The sequence below is a fragment of the Massilia sp. IC2-278 genome (assembly GCF_020708045.1).
In the GTDB taxonomy this organism is placed as follows: Bacteria; Pseudomonadota; Gammaproteobacteria; order Burkholderiales; family Burkholderiaceae_D; genus Telluria.
Genome location: NZ_JAJFES010000007.1, coordinates 94,380 through 111,678 on the forward strand (window position 1 = coordinate 94,380; position 17,299 = coordinate 111,678).

The following is a 17,299-nucleotide window of genomic DNA, read 5'->3' on the forward strand; positions in this document are numbered from 1 at the left end:
TCTCTCCGGTGGGTGGGTGTGAGACCAGTATGCGAAAACCGGCACTGGCGCGACAGAAGCAGCTGCCACCAGTTTTACCTGACAAATGTCATAGGGTCGGACGCCGGCATGACAATGGTATCGTGGCTATCCCATCCATTTCCGGCGCGCTCCATGGCCTACCCTCGTCCCATGCCATCCCTGCTCCAGCGCGTTTGCATGCCGATCATGGCTGCGCTGGCCGCGGCTGCACCCATGGCGGCGGCCGAGCTGCCCGCCACGCCCGCCGCATGGCGCGCCGCCGCCGGCGCCGACATCGAGGCCGCCGTGCAGGTCACGCGCACCAACCATCCGGGCATGCACGATCCGCGCAACCCGGCCTTCGCGGCCCATCTCGATGCCGCGCACCGCCATGGCCTGCAGCTCGCCGGCCAGGTGAAGGACATGGCCGGCTACGTGGCCGCGGTGGATGGCTTCAATACCCGCATCGGCGATGGCCATGCCGGGCTGGCGGTACGCATCGACAAGGCGCTGTTGCCGAAGCCGCGCTGGCCCGGCTTCGTTACCGTGTGGCGCGGCGATGGCCTTTACGTGCACACGGCCACGGCCGCGCAGCCCGCGCCGGGGAGCAAGCTGCTGGCCTGCGACGGCAAGCCGGCCGAGGACCTGATCCGGACAAACGTGTTCGCTTTCCAGGGCCGGGTGGCCGAGGCCGGGCAATGGTGGTCGGATGCGCGCAACCTGTTCATCGATACGCACAACCCTTTTGTCGTGCGGCCGCGGCACTGCAGCTTCGCGCTTGACGGCAAGCTGACGCAGCACGCGCTGGCCTGGCGCGACATCGGCGCCGAGGCCGAGCGCCTGCTTGCCGCAAGCAGCGACGGCGACGCCCGCGGCGTCGGCATGAGCGAGCCAAGGAAGAACCTGTACTGGATGTCGATGCCGACGTTTCATCCGGACGAAGCCGAACGCAATGCCTACCGGGCCGTGAACCGCAGGATCGTCGCGGACCGTGCCCGCTACCTGGCTGCCGATGCCGTCGTGGTCGACCTGCGCAAGAACGGCGGCGGCTCGTCGAGCTGGGCCAGGGAGTTCGCGCGGGCGCTGTGGGGCGCAGCGCGTGTCGACGCCGCGATGGCGGCCTTTTCGGCGAATACCGAGGTCTGGTGGCGCGCCTCGCTCGGAAATACCGACTACGTGGCCTGGATGGCCGGGGAACTGGACCGGCAGGGGCAGGCGGAAGGCGCCGCCTGGGCCCGGACGCAGGCCGAAGGCATGCGCGCGGCACTCGGGCGCGGCGCGCCCTTCCACGTCGAGCGGCGCGCAGCGGATGCTGGCGCCGCGCCGGCGGCGGGCGCGGAACCGCCGTTCAGTCAGCCCCTGTATGTCGTGGTGCCCGGCGACTGCGCCAGCGCCTGCCTCGATGCCCTCGATGTCTTCACCCGTTTCCCGAACACGCGCCTGGTCGGCGCCCCGAGTTCGGCCGACTCGCGCTACATGGAAGTGCGCCGCGAGAACCTGGCCTCGGGGCTGGCGGCCGTGCGGGTGCCGAACAAGATGTACGTGAACCGTGGCCGCACCGATGGCAAGGTCTACCAGCCGGACATCCCGGTGACCGCGGTGGCGTGGACGATGCAGTCCTTGTTGAAAGTGATCGAGCGCGACCTGGCTGCGCGCCAGGCGCGCTGAGAGGCTGTCAGGTGCGCGGACGCTGGCGCGCCAAATGGCGGTCGAGGGCGTTGGCGCGCTTAGCGCTCGATCGGACGCTGGCGCGCCAGGTGCCGATCGAGTGCATTGGCAAACCTCTGGCGGTCGGCCTGGCTGAAGGCCGCCGGCCCGCCGGTGTCGACGCCGCCGCTGCGCAGTTCTTCCATGAAGGCGCGCATGGTCAGTTGCTGGGCGATGGTGTCTTTCGTGTAGAAGTCGCCGCGCGGGTTCAGCGCGAAGCCGCCCTTCTCCAGCACCTGCGCCGCCAGCGGAATGTCGCCGGTAACGACCAGGTCGCCGGCAGCCAGGCGTTCGACGATCTCGGCATCGGCCACGTCCGCCCCGCTCGGCACCTGCAGCGCACGGATGAACTTCGAGCCGGGTACGCGCATCAACTGGTTCGCCACCAGCGTGACCTGGATCTGCGTGCGCTCGGCCACCCGGTACAGGATGTCCTTGATCACGCCGGGGCAGGCGTCGGCGTCGACCCAGATCTGCATCACTGGAGATTATCCCAGAGGTCGCCGGTGGGGCTGATGCGCGGCGCGGCCACGCCGAAGTGCTGGTAGGCGGCCGGGGTGGCGATGCGTCCGCGCGGGGTGCGCTGCAGGTAACCCTGCTGGATCAGGTAGGGTTCGAGCACGTCCTCGATGGTGTCGGCCGCTTCGCCGATGGCGGCGGCCAGGTTGCCGATGCCCACCGGCCCGCCGCTGAACTTGAACAATACCGCTTCCAGGAGCTTACGGTCCATGACGTCGAAGCCGACCGAGTCGACGTCGAGCATCTTCAGGGCGCGGTCGGCGATGTCCTTGGTGATCTCGCCGTTGCCCTTCACTTCCGCGTAGTCGCGCACGCGGCGCAGCAGGCGGTTGGCGATACGCGGCGTGCCGCGTGCGCGCATCGCCACTTCGCGCGCGCCCTCTTCGTTGATCGGCGCTTCCAGCAGATGCGCGCTGCGGGTGACGATCTTGGTCAGCTCCTCGACGTTGTAGAACTCGAGGCGGGCGACGATGCCGAAGCGGTCGCGCAGCGGGTTGGTCAGCATGCCGGCGCGCGTGGTGGCGCCGACCAGCGTGAACGGCTGCAGGTCGAGTTTCACCGAACGCGCGGCAGGACCCTCGCCGATCAGGATGTCGATCTGGTAGTCTTCCAGCGCCGGATACAGGATTTCCTCGACCACCGGCGACAGGCGGTGGATCTCGTCGATGAACAGCACGTCGTTCGGTTCGAGGTTGGTGAGGATGGCGGCCAGGTCGCCCGGGCGCTCCAGCACCGGGCCGGAAGTCTGGCGCAAATTCACGCCCATCTCGCGCGCGATGATGTGGGCCAGCGTGGTTTTACCGAGGCCCGGGGGGCCGAACAGCAGCGTGTGGTCGAGCGCTTCGCGGCGCTTGCGCGCGGCGGAGATGAAGATTTCGAGCTGGTCGCGGATCTTGGCCTGGCCGACGTATTCGTCCAGCTGTTTCGGGCGCAAGGCGCGTTCGATCGCCTCCTCGTTGGGCGAGGCCGGCGCCGCGTCGATGACCCGCTGCTCGGTGAAATTGTCGGTCTGGATGCTCATTGCTCGTCTTTATGCTTTGGACAACGCCTTCAGGGCGAACTTGATGCCGTCGGAAACGCTCGCGCCTTCGGGCAGGTTCTTGGTGGCGACCAGCGCTTCCTTGTCAGAATACCCCAAAGCGATCAGGGCGTTCATCACGTCGGCTTGCGTGTCGTCGCGCGGCGCGCCGCCGCCGACGATGCCGATGTCGGCGCCCAGCTTGCCCTTCAGTTCCAGCAGCAGGCGCTCGGCGGTCTTCTTGCCGATGCCGGGGATCTTCACCAGGCGGCCGGCTTCCTGCAGGGTCACGGCCTGGGCTAGGTCGGCCACCGACATGCCCGACAGGATGCCCAGCGCGGTGCGTGCGCCGACGCCGGTGATCTTGATCAACTGGCGGAACAGGGCGCGCTCGCTGGCGGTGCCGAAGCCGAACAGCAGGTGGGCATCCTCGCGGATCGCCTGGTGCGTGAACAGCACCACGCGCTCGCCGGTGTGCGGCAGGTTGTAATAGGTGCTCATCGGCACGTCGACTTCGTAGCCGACGCCATTGCAGTCCACCAGCAGTTGCGGCGGCACTTTTTCGAGCAGGATTCCGGAGATGCGACCAATCATGTCGGGCCTTGTGTATTGTAGGGATGCGTGCGTTAGACGAGGCGGCCGCGTTTCATGCGCAGGCCGGTCAGCTGCGGACCGATCGAGCCGATCAGCGCCAGCGTATCGTGGGTGTTCGCATGGCAGATGGCCACGCCCAGCGCATCGGCGGCGTCGGAGCCGGGCAAGCCGGGCAGCGTGAGCAGGCGCGAGACCATGTCCTGCACCTGCGGCTTGGCCGCCTTGCCGGTGCCGACCACGGCCTGCTTGATCTGGGTCGGCGAATACTCCGCCACGTCGAGATCCGCGCTGACCAGGGCGCTGATGGCGGCGCCGCGCGCCTGCCCCAGCAGCAGCGTTGACTGCGGATTGACGTTGACGAACACCTTTTCGATGGCCGCGCAGGCCGGCTGGTAGGTCGCGACGATCTCGCGCACGCCATCGAGGATGATCTTCAGGCGCGGCGGCAATGCCCCTTCCAGACCGGTCTTGATGGTGCCCGAGGCGATGTAGCGCAGTTTGCTGCCGTGCTTTTCAATGACGCCAAAGCCGGTCGTGCGCAAGCCAGGGTCGATGCCGAGAATAATCATTATCGAATGTTATACCGGACGCTAAAGTTTGTGGCAAAAATACTGTAGATAAACACAGTTCAAGGTAGATTTGTTGCCATTTTGAAACCTCAACCATTACATTGTTGCTTTTATTGCACTAAAAATACATAAGTTATGTACGCCTACCCAGCATCTTGCCAATAAGAAAAAACCGTAGCAGAATTACAATCAAACAACTATGAGGTGAGATGGTGAGTAGGAATTTTCTGTATGACGTTTTTATTAGTTACGCATCTGAAGATCGAGATGTTGTTCGGAGTTTAGCCGACAAACTTAAAGCCGACGGCCTTAAAGTTTGGTTTGATTTATGGGAGTTACGAAGCATTTCCTCAAATGCGCACTTTCAAAGGCTTGCAATAAGCAATGGTCTAAAAAATTCCCGTACGTTACTTCTTTGTTTGTCAAAATCTCTATTCAAAAATGGTTCTGTACAGGCGGAGCAGTCTGCAATAATTTTTCGAGATCCTTTAAATGAAGGCCGACGATTAATCCCAATATTATTAGAAGAAGCTTCAGTTCCACCATGGCTAAGTGATTTGCTTCATGTTGATTGGCGCTATAGGTCAGAGCAGGCATACTTACAAATCCGCGATGCCAGCTTGCCTCCGCGCAAAACCGTTATTGCTACCGCAGGAAGTGTTCCCCGGCTAAATCCATCGATCCCTGCACCAGTTGCTGTGCTATCGGGCAAGACAATAAGAACATTTTCAATCAGTGATGAGGATCTTCTGTTTGCTACATTCGGGGGCGAGGTTTGGCGAATTGACAAATCATTAACAAGACTACCGGAATTGGTATGGAATCCTGGGGGCAGAATTACTTCAGTGACCGGAAAATTCAGCAATAATAACATTGCCGCCTGCCGAAACGGCAGTCTAATGTTGGCTTCCAAGTATTCTAGTGAAGGACGGAATTTAGTTGGACATGACGGCCCTGTATTAACTGTTGCATCACTCGATGAAAATGTTTTCTATTCCGGTGGAGCAGACGGTACGGTACGAGCATGGAATTTTAAATCAGGCGCTCTGACTGAAGTATTTAGGGGCCATACGGGTGCGGTACGCGTAATTAACGTAAGTCAGAGACTTATCGTTTCTGGTGCTCACGACTCTACAGTTAGATTATGGAATCACGCCGGACAGTGCTTACGTGTTCTCGAGGGCCATACAGGCGAAGTTTCATCGCTGACATTAGCAAACGACGATAAGTTTCTAATAAGCGGAAGCAGAGACAACTCGATCAGAACCTGGGATGCAAGCACCGGTCTTTGTTATCAAGTACTAGAAGGCCATACAGACTACATTGCAACGATCGCCCTTCATACTAATCAGCGACATGCATTAAGTGGTTCTGGCGACCGAACGTTAAGGTTGTGGGATCTAGCTACCGGACATTGCTTAAGGGTATTAGATGGGCATCGTGGAGATATTGCTTATGTACGCTGGACTGGAGAAAATACAGCGATCTCTGGAGATGAGTTTGGCTTTCTAAGCTGGACGTTTAAAGGGATTGATTTTGCTTCTCTTCCTATTGGCGCCAATTCCAAAGAGGAGAACTCTGGTGAAGCTCAAATCCAGTACACGAACGCTAAAGTATTGTTAGTCGGTGAAAGTGGAGCGGGCAAATCTTCGCTATCAATAAGGCTGGCATCTAATCAGTGGGATCCGAATACAGATTCGACGATGGGCGCTTGGGCGACCCAATGGAAGCTTCCTGTAATATCGGAGCAAAACATAGAAAAAGAAATTTGGCTATGGGATTTCGGGGGGCAATCAGATCAGCGCCTGATTCATCAATTGTATATGGCCGATGCAGCACTTGCCGTCTTAGTATTCAATGGACAAAAAGATGACTTGTTCGACTCCCTAGGGCAGTGGGATCGAGATGTTTGCCGTGCCTCACCGAACGGTTTAGCAAAAATTTTGGTAGCTGCGCGATCAGACGCTGGCGGGTTAAAATTTAGCCAAACACAGATTGATGATTTCGTAACTGAGCGTGGATTCAGTGCATATTTACAAACAAGCGCAAAAACTGGAGTAGGTTGCTCTGAACTTCGGCACGCTATTATTGAAAAAATCGATTGGGATCGCATTCCGTGGCGCTCCTCCCCAATATTATTTAAGCGTCTTAAAGATAAGATCGTACATCTCAAAGAAGCTGGACAAATTCTTATGCGCTTCAATGATCTTTCAAGCAGACTTAGGCTAGAACTAGATCATTCAGAAAGGAATTTCACGGACGAGCAACTTAGAGCAGTATTAAATCTTCTGTCGGGACCTGGAGTAGTTTCCGAACTTGAATTTGGCGGATGGGTGTTGTTTAGACCAGAACTATTAAATGCTTATGGACAAGCACTAATCCGTACAATTCGCGATGATCCGAGTGAACTTGGAACAATTGCAGAAGATCGCTTACTCAATGGCGATCTAAATCCAGATACCTTACCTGCAATACCAAAAGATGACGAACAATATATCCTGCTGGACTTACACAAACAATTAATTGCCAAAGGCCTATGTCTCCGGCAACCTACTACACAAGGAAATATCCTTGTATTGCCTGCGTTCTATCGTCGTCGCCGGCCGAATACTGCATCTCTGCCCGCTGTATTAGTAACCTATGACTTTGATGGCTACTCAGACGAAATCCATGCAACATTAGTTGTGCATTTAGTACACACGAATCATTTCCGCCAAGAGAATCTGTGGCATGACGGTGCAGACTTTGTTACCCGAACTGCTCGTAAGAGAATCGGGATTAAATTTACTCCTCTAAGAGAGGGAAAAGGTCGTATTGAGGTCTATGCAAATTTGGATATCGGCAATGGCCAACTTATTCAATTTATCGGCTATGTCCATGAGCATTTAAAACAGAAGGCAACAAATGTAAAGAGAACACGACACTATGTTTGCACTGGGTGCGGGACGCCTGTCGAGAGCCATATTGCAGTAGCAAAACGACTTGAGATGGGAAAGGACTATATTCTTTGCGGAGTATGCGAAGAAAAAGTACTACTTTGGGACGAACTAGAAGAGATATATAACAGCCCAAGCTCAAATGAAGAAGTCCGGAAGCTTGAGCAAAAAATCAGTATCGCCCTCGACAATGAGAGTAAGGAGCGAATTTTAGTGGGAGAGGTAATCTCTACTGTTGCCCTTGCCAACCAGCTTTCACGAGAAAAAACCGTAAGCGATCACGGAATAGATATGGAAATTGAATTCAAAGACTCTAAGGGTCAAGCCTCAGGAAAAATAATCTATTTGCAACTTAAATCTGGCGATTCCCACCTACGCACAAGACAAAAGGACGGCGCGCTTATATTTGACATAAAAGATTCGCGCCATACTGAATACTGGATGAATCAAACCAATCCTGTTTATCTTGTGATTCGCAACTCTAAAGGTGATATATCGTGGATGGAAATTCGAGATCATCTTAAGGAATTAACAGAAGCACGTGAGCGCGACTATGAGCGAGGACGAATTACGCAAATAGAGTTCAAAGGCGAGCAATTCAATGCCCAGAACATTTTGCGAATCCGTAACCATTTACTAAGATAGGGATAGGTTAACAACCAGCTTAGAAGCAGCGACACATCCTGCAATAATTTAATGACGAATATTGAGGAGTGATTTAGCAGACTAATTAGCAGTGTCAAATAATTAGCTATTTGACACTGCTAGTAATTAAATATCAATGACGGAAGTGGCGGGTACCGGTGTACAGCATCACCACGCCACGCTCATCCGCCGCATCGATCACTTCCTGGTCGCGCATCGAGCCGCCCGGGTGGATCACGCAGGTCGCGCCCGCATCGACCACCACGTCCAGCCCGTCGCGGAACGGGAAGAAGGCATCCGACGCCACCGCCGAACCGCTAAGGGACAAGCCGGCATTCTGCGCCTTGATCGAGGCGATGCGCGCCGAGTCGATGCGGCTCATCTGCCCTGCCCCCACGCCCAGGGTCATGCCGTTACCGCAGAACACGATGGCATTCGACTTGACGAACTTGGCCACGCGCCAGGCGAACATCAAATCCTGCAGTTGCTGCTGGGTCGGCTGCTTCTTGGTGACCACGCGCAGTTCGCCCAGGCCCACGTTCTTGGCATCCGGCGACTGCACCAGCAGCCCGCCGCCGACGCGTTTCACGTCGTAGGCGTTCTGGCCCAGGCCCAGCGGGATTTCCAGCAGGCGCACGTTCTGCTTGGCCGCCATGATCTGGCGCGCTTCGGCGGTGAACGACGGTGCGATCAGCACTTCGACGAACAACTTGGCCAGCGCCTCGGCCGCACGGCCGTCGACTTCCACGTTGAAAGCGATGATGCCGCCGAAGGCCGAGGTCGGGTCGGTCTGCAGTGCGCGCGAGTAGGCGTCCAGCGCATCCACGCCGATCGCCACACCACACGGATTGGCGTGCTTGACGATCACGCAGCCGGCTGCCTGCTCGAAGCCGCCCAACGACTTCACGCATTCCCAGGCCGCATCGGCGTCGGCGATGTTGTTGTACGACAGTTCCTTGCCCTGCAGCTGGCGGTAATTGGCCAGCGCGCCGTCGACGGCCGTGATGTCGCGGTAGAACGCCGCGCCCTGGTGTGGGTTTTCGCCGTAGCGCATGTCCTGCACTTTTTCAAACGACATGTTGATCGTCTGCGGGTAGCTCGAACGGGTGGCGTGCTGCTTGTCCTCGCCCAGGCTGGTGAGGTAATTGGTGATGGCGCCGTCATATTGCGCAGTGTGCGCGAAGACTTTCTTGGCCAGGCGGAACTTGGTGTCGTAGCCTACCGCACCGGCGGTCGTGCCCGTGCCCTTCATTTCCGCCAGCACCACGCCGTAGTCGGCCGGGTCGACGATCACGACCACGTCCTTATGATTCTTGGCCGCCGAACGCAGCATGGTCGGGCCGCCGATGTCGATGTTCTCGATCGCGTCTTCCAGCGAGCACTGTTCCTTGGCCACGGTCTGCTGGAACGGATACAGGTTGACCACGACCATGTCGATCTGCGGAATGCCGTGCTCTTCCAGCTTGGACACGTGCTCAGGGAAATCGCGGCGCGCGAGGATGCCGCCATGGACCTTCGGATGCAGGGTCTTCACGCGGCCGTCGAGCATTTCCGGGAAGCCGGTGTAATCGGCAACTTCCGTCACCGGCACGCCATTGTCCTGCAGCAGTTTGGCGGTGCCGCCGGTCGACAGGATGTTGACGCCGAGCGCAGACAGGGCGCGCGCAAAATCGAGCACGCCGGTCTTGTCGGAGACGGAAATGAGAGCTTGTTTGATCATGGGAGTGGCCACGGTTGATGAAAATTCTGTGCGGGTTCAAGGCACGCCATACTGGCCGCGCCCGCGCACGGCCACTCGTGCCGGCAAGCCTTAGAGCAGTCCGTGCTCTTGCAGTTTCTTGCGCAAGGTATTGCGGTTGATGCCCAGCATCTGGGCGGCGTGCGACTGGTTGCCGTCGGCGCGCGTCATCACCACTTCGAGGATAGGCTTCTCGACGGTCATGACCATCATGTCGTAGATATTCGTCGGCTTCTGCTCGCCCAGGTCATTGAAATAGTCCTCGAGGCTCTTCTGGACAACTTCCTGGATACTCTCTTTGCTCATGTCTGCTGCTTCATCCTGGTTAGTGTTTGCTTCGCCGCGCATGACGGCGACGTCCCCATCGTTCTTATTCTTGTTTGACTACTTTTATGCTGCAATGGCCTCAACGTCAGGCTGCGCGGGCCGGTATTGTAACCGCTCGCCGAACGCCAGTTGGGATTGGAAGAATTTATCCACCGCATCCAGCTGTTCGCTTGTCGATTCCATCCGGTTCATGCGCTGGCGGAATTCTTCGCCGCCCGGCAAATCCTCGACGTACCAGCCGATGTGCTTGCGCGCCGTCCGTACGCCGACGTACTCGCCATAAAAGGCGTAATGGGCCGGCAGGTGCTCGTTCATCAGGTGCCGCACTTCTTCCACCAGCGGCGCCGGCAACAGTTCGCCGGTGCGCAAATAATGGTCGATTTCGCGGCAGATCCAGGGCCGGCCCTGGGCCGCGCGGCCGATCATCACCGCGTCGGCACCGGTGTAGTCCAGCACAAATTTCGCCTTTTCCGGCGTCGTGATGTCGCCGTTCGCCACCACCGGAATCCCGACCGCCGCCTTCACGGCGCGGATGGTGTCGTACTCGGCCTCGCCCTTGTAGCCGTCGGCACGGGTGCGGCCGTGCAGGGTCAGCATCTGGATGCCGGCCTGCTCGGCCATGCGCGCGATGCGCAGCGCGTTCCTGTTTTGGCGGTCCCAGCCGGTACGGAACTTCAACGTCACCGGCACGTCCACCGCCTCGACCACGGCATTCAAGATGCGCTCGACCAGGTCTTCGTGCTGCAGCAAGGCCGAACCGCACCAGCTGTTGCACACCTTTTTCACCGGGCAGCCCATGTTGATGTCGATGATCTGGGCGCCGCGCTCGACGTTGTGGCGAGCGCAATCGGCCAGGTCTTGCGGATCGGCGCCGGCGATCTGCACCGCCTTGGGTTCCATCTCGCCTTCGTGGTCGGTGCGGCGGCTGGTCTTTTCGCTGGCCCACAAACGTGGGTTCGATGCCGCCATTTCCGACACCGCATAGCCCGCGCCGAGCTGCTTGCACAGCTGGCGGAACGGACGGTCGGTCACACCCGCCATGGGTGCGACAAAGACATTATTGCGAAGTAAATACGGACCGATTTGCACAGCGGGAATGGGGAAAGAATTTGCGGGAACCTGCTATTTTACCCGAACCCCTGCTCAAATTATCAGCAAAATTTGTCGCGAACTGTCGCGAACGGCACAATCCGTTGTAGACAGCAGGAAAATTTTTGGCTACAGCGGTCTTGGCGCAGCTTAGCCGAGCTCATCCATTACAGCCGGACGCAGGTGCGCCACCTCGCCCCAGCTCACCAGCTCCAGCTTGCCGTCGCGTACGATGAAGCGGTTGATGCTGGCATTTAAGACCTTGAAATCGCGCGGGGTTTCCAGTGGCAGGCCGAGCGCGGCCCGGTAGGCGCATTCGAGCACGCCGCCGTGGGCCACCAGGGCCAGCGACTTGCCGGGATTGTCTTCGGCCCAGCCAAGAATGGCCGGCACCACGCGGTCGTAGAACTGGCGGAAGGTTTCGCCCTGGTTTTGCCCAGGCGGCAACTCAGCGTCCACGTCGCGCGCCTGCCAGGCGGCAAACTCCTTTGGAAAATGTGCCTCGATCTCGGAATACAGCAGGCCCTCGAAGCCGCCATAGCAGCGCTCGCGCAGGCGGCCGTCGATGTACAGTGGCTGGTCGCGCGATTCGCCCAGGGCTTTCGCGGTCTGGGCGGCGCGCGCCAGGTCGCTCGAAACCAGCACGTCGAAGTGCTCGCCGGCGAGTGCCCCGGCCAGTGCCTGCGCCTGGCGCCGGCCTTCATCGTTCAGGTCGATATCGAGGTGGCCTTGCAGGCGGCGTTCGGCGTTCCAGGCGGTTTCGCCATGACGGATCAGCACGATGCGGGTGGGAGTGTCGTTGGGGGTGTCGTTTTGCATGAACTAAAAAAGCCCCGGAGACCGGGGCCCTGGGTTACCTGGACAGCGTGGGCGCGATCTGGGGATTGAGCGAGTACACGCCGAAGATCTGGGCCTCGTCGAGGATGTGGCCGCGCATGGCAAGGCGTGCTTCCGGGCCGGTGAACGTGCCTTCCAGCGGCAGCTGGGCGATGTCGAGCGCGTAGATTGTAAACACGTAGGTATGCACGCGCTCGTCGTTCCATGGCGGGCAAGGACCGTCGTAGCCGAAGTATTCGCCGGCCATGTCGGGGTCGGCCGCGAACCAGCCGGTGTAGTCGTTGGTGCCCTGGCGCAGCTGGTGTTCGGTGCCGTTTTTCACCAGGAAAGGCAGGTTCGGTCCCTGCTTGCCGCCCGGGGTCACCATGTCGGAGAACTGTCCTTCTTCCAGTTTTTTCAGGCTGGGCGGAATGTCGACCAGGGTCCAGTGATAGAAATCGGCGCGCTTCAGGTCTTCGGGAACGGTCTTGCCTTCCTTGTTGACGTTCGTGCCGTCGGTCGGCGCATCGCCGTCGTGGCAGAGCAATACCAGCGACTGGGTGCCGGCCGGTACGTCGTCCCAGGCCAGGTGGGGATTGCGGTTGCTCGACAGGCGCACATGGGTGGCCGGGTCGATGACGGCAAAGGCGCATTCCGGCGGAATCAGGCCGCCCTCGGTAAACGAATCACTCCAGATTTTCATCGCAATCTCCCTAGTGGGACTCCTTTCTATTGACCGCCATGAGGCGGTGCGGGTTTCAGCGCTTGACGTCGACCGGATCAACACGCAGCCAGATCGTCACCGGTCCGTCATTGGTCAACGATACTTTCATGTCCGCGCCAAATTGACCGGTTTCAACTTTGCCATGCCGTGTGCATGCCTGGCGCACGAAATAATCGAACAGGCGCCGCCCGTCTTCGGGACTAGCCGCCGGCGAGAACGAGGGACGGGTGCCGGAACGGGTGTCGGCCGCCAGCGTGAACTGGGGCACCAGCAGCAGGGCGCCGCCGATGTCCGTCACGCTGCGGTTCATCTTGCCGGCTTCGTCGGAGAAAACGCGGTAGCCGAGCAGCTTGGTCAATAAGGCGTCGGCCTCGCGCTCGGTGTCGCCCTTCTCTGCGCAGACCAGCACCATCAGGCCGGCTTCGATGGCGCCCACGGTCGCGCCGTCCACCACCACGCTGGCGTGGCTGACGCGTTGCAGCAGGCCGATCATGCCGGATCGCCGGACCGGGAGAAGTTAACGCGGGCGAATTTGCGCTTGCCGACTTGCATGACGAAGTTGCCGGCCTCGACTTGCAGGCCCTTGTCGCTGACCACGGCGCCGTCGATGCGCACGCCGCCCTGGTCGATCATGCGCATGGCTTCCGAAGTCGAGGCGCACAGGCCGGCTGCCTTGAGCAGCTGGGCCACGCCCAGCGGCGCGCCCGCCACCGCCACTTCCGGCACGTCGTCCGGAATACCGCCCTTCGAGCGGTTCACGAAATCAGCCAGCGCATCGTCGGCCGCCTGGGACGAATGGAAGCGGGTGACGATTTCCTTGGCCAGGGCCACTTTCGCGTCGCGCGGGTTGGCGCCGCCTTCGGTGGCCGTCTTCAGCGCGGCGATGTCGGCCAAGGGGCGGAAGGACAGCAGCTCGAAATATTTCCACATCATGGTGTCGGAAATACTCATCAGCTTGCCGAACATCATGTTGGGCGCCTCGGTAATGCCGATGTAATTGTTTTTGGACTTGGACATCTTGTCGACGCCGTCCAGGCCTTCGAGCAACGGCATGGTGAGGATGCACTGCGGCTCCTGGCCGTAGTCTTTTTGCAACTCACGGCCGACCAGCAGGTTAAATTTCTGGTCCGTTCCACCTAGCTCAAGGTCTGATTTCAAAGCGACTGAATCGTAGCCCTGCATCAACGGATAGAGGAACTCATGAACAGCGATTGGAGTCCCACTCTTGTAGCGTTTGGTGAAGTCGTCGCGTTCCATCATGCGCGCCACGGTGTAGCGCGAGGCCAGCTGGATCATGCCGCGCGCGCCCAGCGGGTCGCACCACTCGGAGTTGTAACGCATCTTGGTGCGCTCCGGGTCCAGGATCAGGCCCACCTGGCGGAAATAGGTTTGCGCGTTTTCCTCGATCTGCTCGCGGGTCAGCGGCGGGCGCGTGGCATTGCGGCCCGATGGGTCGCCAATCATCGAGGTGAAGTCGCCGATCAGGAATGTCACCTCATGGCCGAGGTCTTGCAGCTGGCGCAGCTTGTTCAGCACCACGGTGTGGCCGAGGTGCAGGTCCGGGGCGGTCGGGTCGGCGCCGAGCTTGATGCGCAGCGGTTCGCCGCTTTTCTCGGAGCGGGCCAGCTTTTGTGCAAATTCGCTTTCGATCAGCAGTTCGTCGACACCGCGCTTGGTGATCGCAAGCGCTTCCTGCACCTTGTCCGACAAGGGAAGGACGGCATTACTTGCAAAATTGCTATTACCTGAAGTCGCGGAGGAAGTCATAAAAATCTTGTAGGAGTTTGGCTAAAACGGTTGTAGGAGCACGTAGTTTGGTATAATGCTCGATCCCATCAATCTTGCCTGCAGAAAACTTTTCAAAACAACAAGAATAAAGATGGTCGGAAGTTCAAGCGGCAAATTTTAACTGATTGCATGAACCCTATACATAAAATCACCGGCAAACGCTGGTTCGGCCTGGCCGACACGAGTCGCAAGACCCGCATCGTCGGCGCCGGCGCGGTCGCCCTGGCACTGTGCGCATTCGGCGCAGTTGCAGTGGCCCCAGTCGCTCCCGACCCGGCAGACATGCCGGTCACCTCGGTTGCCGAGAACCTGGCCCTGCCGAACCTGGCTGACCAGATCGCCGCGCTGCAGGAAGACGAGCAGCAATTCATCCACCAGGAAAGTGTCCGCTCCGGCGACTCGATCGGTTCCACCTTGAGCCGCATGGGCGTTGACGACGCCGACGCACAAAAGTTCATCCGCACCGACAAACTCGCCCGCCGCGTCCTGTCCGTGAAAAACGGCAAGCGCCTGCAAGCCGAGACCGACGAAAACGGCCTGCTCCTCTCCCTGCGCGCCACCATCCCTGGCAAAGCTAACGTTCCCACGATCCTGACTATCGCACGCAAGGGCGAAGGCTTCGTTGCCAGCGAGGCGCCTGCCAAGCTCGAGCGCCGCGTGGAAATGCGTTCGCGCCAGATCAATTCCTCGTCGCTGTATTCGGCCACCGACGCGAATGTCGACGGCGGTTCGATTCCGGATTCCGTCGTCAGCGAAATCGTCCAGATGTTCTCGACCAACATCGACTTCCGCAACGACATCAAGCGCGGCGACCGTTTCAACGTCGTGTACGAAACCTTCTGGCTCGACGGCGAAATGGTGAAAACCGGCCGCATCCTGGCTGGCGAGTTCATCAACCGCGGCACCAGCTACCAGGCCGTCTGGTTCGAAGACCCGGTCAGCAAGCAGGGCGGCTACTACAGCCTGGACGGCAAGTCGCTGAAAAAAGCCTTCCTCAAGTCGCCGATCGCCTTCTCGCGCGTGTCCTCGGGCTTCTCGAACCGCATCCACCCGATCTCGGGCAAATGGAAAGCGCACAAGGGCATCGACTATGCCGCACCAACCGGCACCCCGATCCGCGCCGCCGGCGACGGCACCGTCGACTTCGCCGGTGTGGGCAATGGCTACGGCAACATGGTTGTCCTGAAGCACTGGAACAACTACAGCACCGCCTATGCCCATATGAGCCGTATCGGCACCGGCATGCGCAAGGGCGCCAAGGTCAGCCAGGGCCAGGTGATCGGCTACGTCGGCTCGACCGGCTGGTCGACCGGCGCCCACCTGCACTACGAGTTCCGCGTGGCGAATGTCGCACGTGACCCGAGCGCATTGAAGGGCCTGACCCAGGCACCGCTGACCTCGGCAGAACTGGCACGCTTCAAGATGGCCGCCGCCGAAATGAACCACCGCTTCTCGCTGCTGACCCCAGGCGGCAACGCCATGGCCGCACGCTAAGCCTTCGGCACCTCCCCTTCGAAACGCCTTCCGCTGCATAGCACGGAAGGCGTTTTTACTTGGGGCTTTGGTTTATGATGGGCAAATGATGACTTCCACTCTTTATATAGGTCTGATGTCCGGCACCAGCATGGATGGTGTCGACGGCGTGCTGGCCGACTTCCGCAACGGCGCCATTCATACGCTGGAGGCGGCTTTCGTGCCGTTTCCGCCGGCGCTGCGGGCAGAACTGATGGCGCTGCAAGCGAACGGCGACAACGAAATCGAACGCGAAGCCCTGGCCGCGAATGGCCTGGCGCGCTGCTATGCCGAGTGCGTGCAACAACTGATGCCAGCCGCACCGGGTCCGGTGGCGGCAGTAGCCGTGCATGGGCAGACCGTGCGCCACCGGCCTGAGCTCGGCTTCACGCGCCAGACCAACAACCCTGCCCTGCTGGCCGAGCTGACCGGTCTCGATGTGATCGCCGACTTCCGCAGCCGCGACATCGCCGCCGGCGGCCAGGGTGCGCCGCTGGTGCCTGCCTTTCATGCGGCGGCATTCGGGAAATCGGGCACGGCGCGCGTGGTGGTGAATATCGGCGGGATCGGCAACATCAGCGTGTTGCATGCGGATGGACGGGTCGGTGGTTTCGATACCGGACCCGGGAATGTGCTGCTCGATGGGTGGATCGCGCGGCATCAGGACAAGGAATACGACGCCGACGGTGCCTGGGGTGCGAGCGGGGCCGTGCATGTGGACTTGCTGGCCATGCTGCTGGAAGAGTCCTACTTCCGGCAGCCGGCGCCGAAGAGCACCGGACGCGACTTGTTCCATATGGCGTGGCTGGATGCGCAGTTGGCCGGGTTTGCGGACCTGGCGCCGGAAGACGTGCAAGCCACGCTGGTCGAACTGACGGCACGCTCGATCGCGGACGCGATCCGGCAGGAAAGCGCGGAAGTGGATGCCGTGTACGTCTGTGGCGGCGGCGCCTACAACGGCGCCCTGCTGCGGGCGCTGGCTGCTGCGCTGGGCGGGAATGTGGCAGTGGAATCGACAGCGGCACTCGGCGTGGCGCCGAACCGGGTCGAGGCGCTGGCGTTTGCCTGGCTGGGTTACCGCTTCCTCGAGCGCCAACCGGGCAATATGCCAGCGGTAACCGGCGCCAAAGGGTCGCGCATTCTCGGTGCGCTGTATCCAGCGTAACGTAGGGTGGGTTCTCGAACCCACCAACTGAACGCATGCGCCAAGGCGGCGCGCCAAGGCGGTGCGCCGAGGCGGCGCGCCAAGGCAGCACCCCAAAAAACAAATCCGGGCATTGCCCGGATCTGCTACGACGCCCTTACTGCCGGGCTGTC

General features: G+C 59.9%; 15 protein-coding genes. 4 read left to right on the forward strand and 11 right to left on the reverse strand.

The genetic code is table 11. From position 1 onward, the window contains the following. Positions 1 to 171: 171 nt before the first annotated feature. Complete coding sequence (locus LK540_RS15185) at positions 172 to 1,668, forward strand: S41 family peptidase (protein WP_229438143.1); 1,497 nt, start codon at positions 172 to 174, stop codon at positions 1,666 to 1,668. A 59-nt stretch (positions 1,669 to 1,727) separates the two neighbouring features. On the opposite strand, the gene LK540_RS15190 is transcribed toward LK540_RS15185, so the two are convergent. The 4 genes from LK540_RS15190 to ruvC are packed head-to-tail and all read right to left on the reverse strand — an operon-like array spanning position 1,728 to position 4,407. Next, on the reverse strand, positions 1,728 to 2,186 hold the full coding sequence (locus LK540_RS15190) for a YaiI/YqxD family protein (RefSeq protein ID WP_229438235.1): 459 nt from the start codon (positions 2,184 to 2,186) through the stop codon (positions 1,728 to 1,730). Further along, entirely contained in the window at positions 2,186 to 3,247 is a 1,062-nt protein-coding gene (ruvB, locus tag LK540_RS15195) for a Holliday junction branch migration DNA helicase RuvB (RefSeq protein ID WP_229438144.1), read from the reverse strand. The genes LK540_RS15190 and ruvB overlap by 1 nt, the downstream gene beginning before the upstream one ends. A 9-nt stretch (positions 3,248 to 3,256) precedes the next feature. Next, positions 3,257 to 3,838, reverse strand: a complete 582-nt coding sequence (gene ruvA / locus LK540_RS15200; RefSeq protein WP_229438145.1) for a Holliday junction branch migration protein RuvA — start codon at positions 3,836 to 3,838, stop codon at positions 3,257 to 3,259. A 32-nt stretch (positions 3,839 to 3,870) separates the two neighbouring features. Beyond that, the gene (gene ruvC, locus LK540_RS15205) at positions 3,871 to 4,407 is read right to left on the reverse strand and encodes a crossover junction endodeoxyribonuclease RuvC (RefSeq protein WP_229438146.1); all 537 of its coding nucleotides are present in this window, start codon (positions 4,405 to 4,407) and stop codon (positions 3,871 to 3,873) included. Between the two features lie 209 nt (positions 4,408 to 4,616). On the opposite strand from ruvC, the gene LK540_RS15210 reads away from it, so the two are divergent. Then, entirely contained in the window at positions 4,617 to 7,988 is a 3,372-nt protein-coding gene (locus LK540_RS15210) for a TIR domain-containing protein (protein ID WP_229438147.1), read from the forward strand. A 133-nt stretch (positions 7,989 to 8,121) separates the two neighbouring features. Here LK540_RS15210 and purH read toward each other — a convergent pair whose 3' ends face one another. The 7 genes from purH to tyrS all read right to left on the reverse strand — a co-directional run bounded on the left by purH (position 8,122) and on the right by tyrS (position 14,449). Then, a complete protein-coding gene (purH, locus tag LK540_RS15215; protein WP_229438148.1) occupies positions 8,122 to 9,708 on the reverse strand; it encodes a bifunctional phosphoribosylaminoimidazolecarboxamide formyltransferase/IMP cyclohydrolase in 1,587 nt (528 codons plus the stop codon). Positions 9,709 to 9,798: 90 nt separating this feature from the next. Next, positions 9,799 to 10,032 (reverse strand): helix-turn-helix domain-containing protein, encoded by a 234-nt coding sequence (locus tag LK540_RS15220; protein WP_056338842.1) that lies wholly within the window; start codon positions 10,030 to 10,032, stop codon positions 9,799 to 9,801. Positions 10,033 to 10,116: 84 nt separating this feature from the next. Beyond that, positions 10,117 to 11,142: a tRNA dihydrouridine synthase DusB gene (gene dusB, locus LK540_RS15225; RefSeq protein WP_229438149.1), complete on the reverse strand. Its 1,026-nt coding sequence runs from the start codon at positions 11,140 to 11,142 to the stop codon at positions 10,117 to 10,119. Between the two features lie 150 nt (positions 11,143 to 11,292). Continuing rightward, positions 11,293 to 11,961: a histidine phosphatase family protein gene (locus LK540_RS15230; RefSeq protein ID WP_229438150.1), complete on the reverse strand. Its 669-nt coding sequence runs from the start codon at positions 11,959 to 11,961 to the stop codon at positions 11,293 to 11,295. A 34-nt stretch (positions 11,962 to 11,995) separates the two neighbouring features. Beyond that, the gene (locus LK540_RS15235; RefSeq protein ID WP_229438151.1) at positions 11,996 to 12,661 is read right to left on the reverse strand and encodes a YbhB/YbcL family Raf kinase inhibitor-like protein; all 666 of its coding nucleotides are present in this window, start codon (positions 12,659 to 12,661) and stop codon (positions 11,996 to 11,998) included. 55 nt (positions 12,662 to 12,716) lie between these two features. Beyond that, positions 12,717 to 13,175 carry a D-aminoacyl-tRNA deacylase gene (dtd, locus tag LK540_RS15240; protein ID WP_229438152.1) on the reverse strand — a complete coding sequence of 153 codons (459 nt, stop codon included), beginning with the start codon at positions 13,173 to 13,175 and terminating at the stop codon, positions 12,717 to 12,719. Beyond that, on the reverse strand, positions 13,172 to 14,449 hold the full coding sequence (tyrS, locus tag LK540_RS15245; protein WP_229438153.1) for a tyrosine--tRNA ligase: 1,278 nt from the start codon (positions 14,447 to 14,449) through the stop codon (positions 13,172 to 13,174). The genes dtd and tyrS overlap by 4 nt, the downstream gene beginning before the upstream one ends. Before the next feature lie 150 nt (positions 14,450 to 14,599). Here tyrS and LK540_RS15250 point away from each other — a divergent pair, with 150 nt between their 5' ends. Both LK540_RS15250 and LK540_RS15255 read left to right on the forward strand, forming a co-directional pair. Next, entirely contained in the window at positions 14,600 to 15,964 is a 1,365-nt protein-coding gene (locus tag LK540_RS15250; protein ID WP_229438154.1) for a peptidoglycan DD-metalloendopeptidase family protein, read from the forward strand. An 85-nt stretch (positions 15,965 to 16,049) separates the two neighbouring features. After that, the gene (locus tag LK540_RS15255; protein ID WP_229438155.1) at positions 16,050 to 17,147 is read left to right on the forward strand and encodes an anhydro-N-acetylmuramic acid kinase; all 1,098 of its coding nucleotides are present in this window, start codon (positions 16,050 to 16,052) and stop codon (positions 17,145 to 17,147) included. Positions 17,148 to 17,299: the final 152 nt, after the last annotated feature.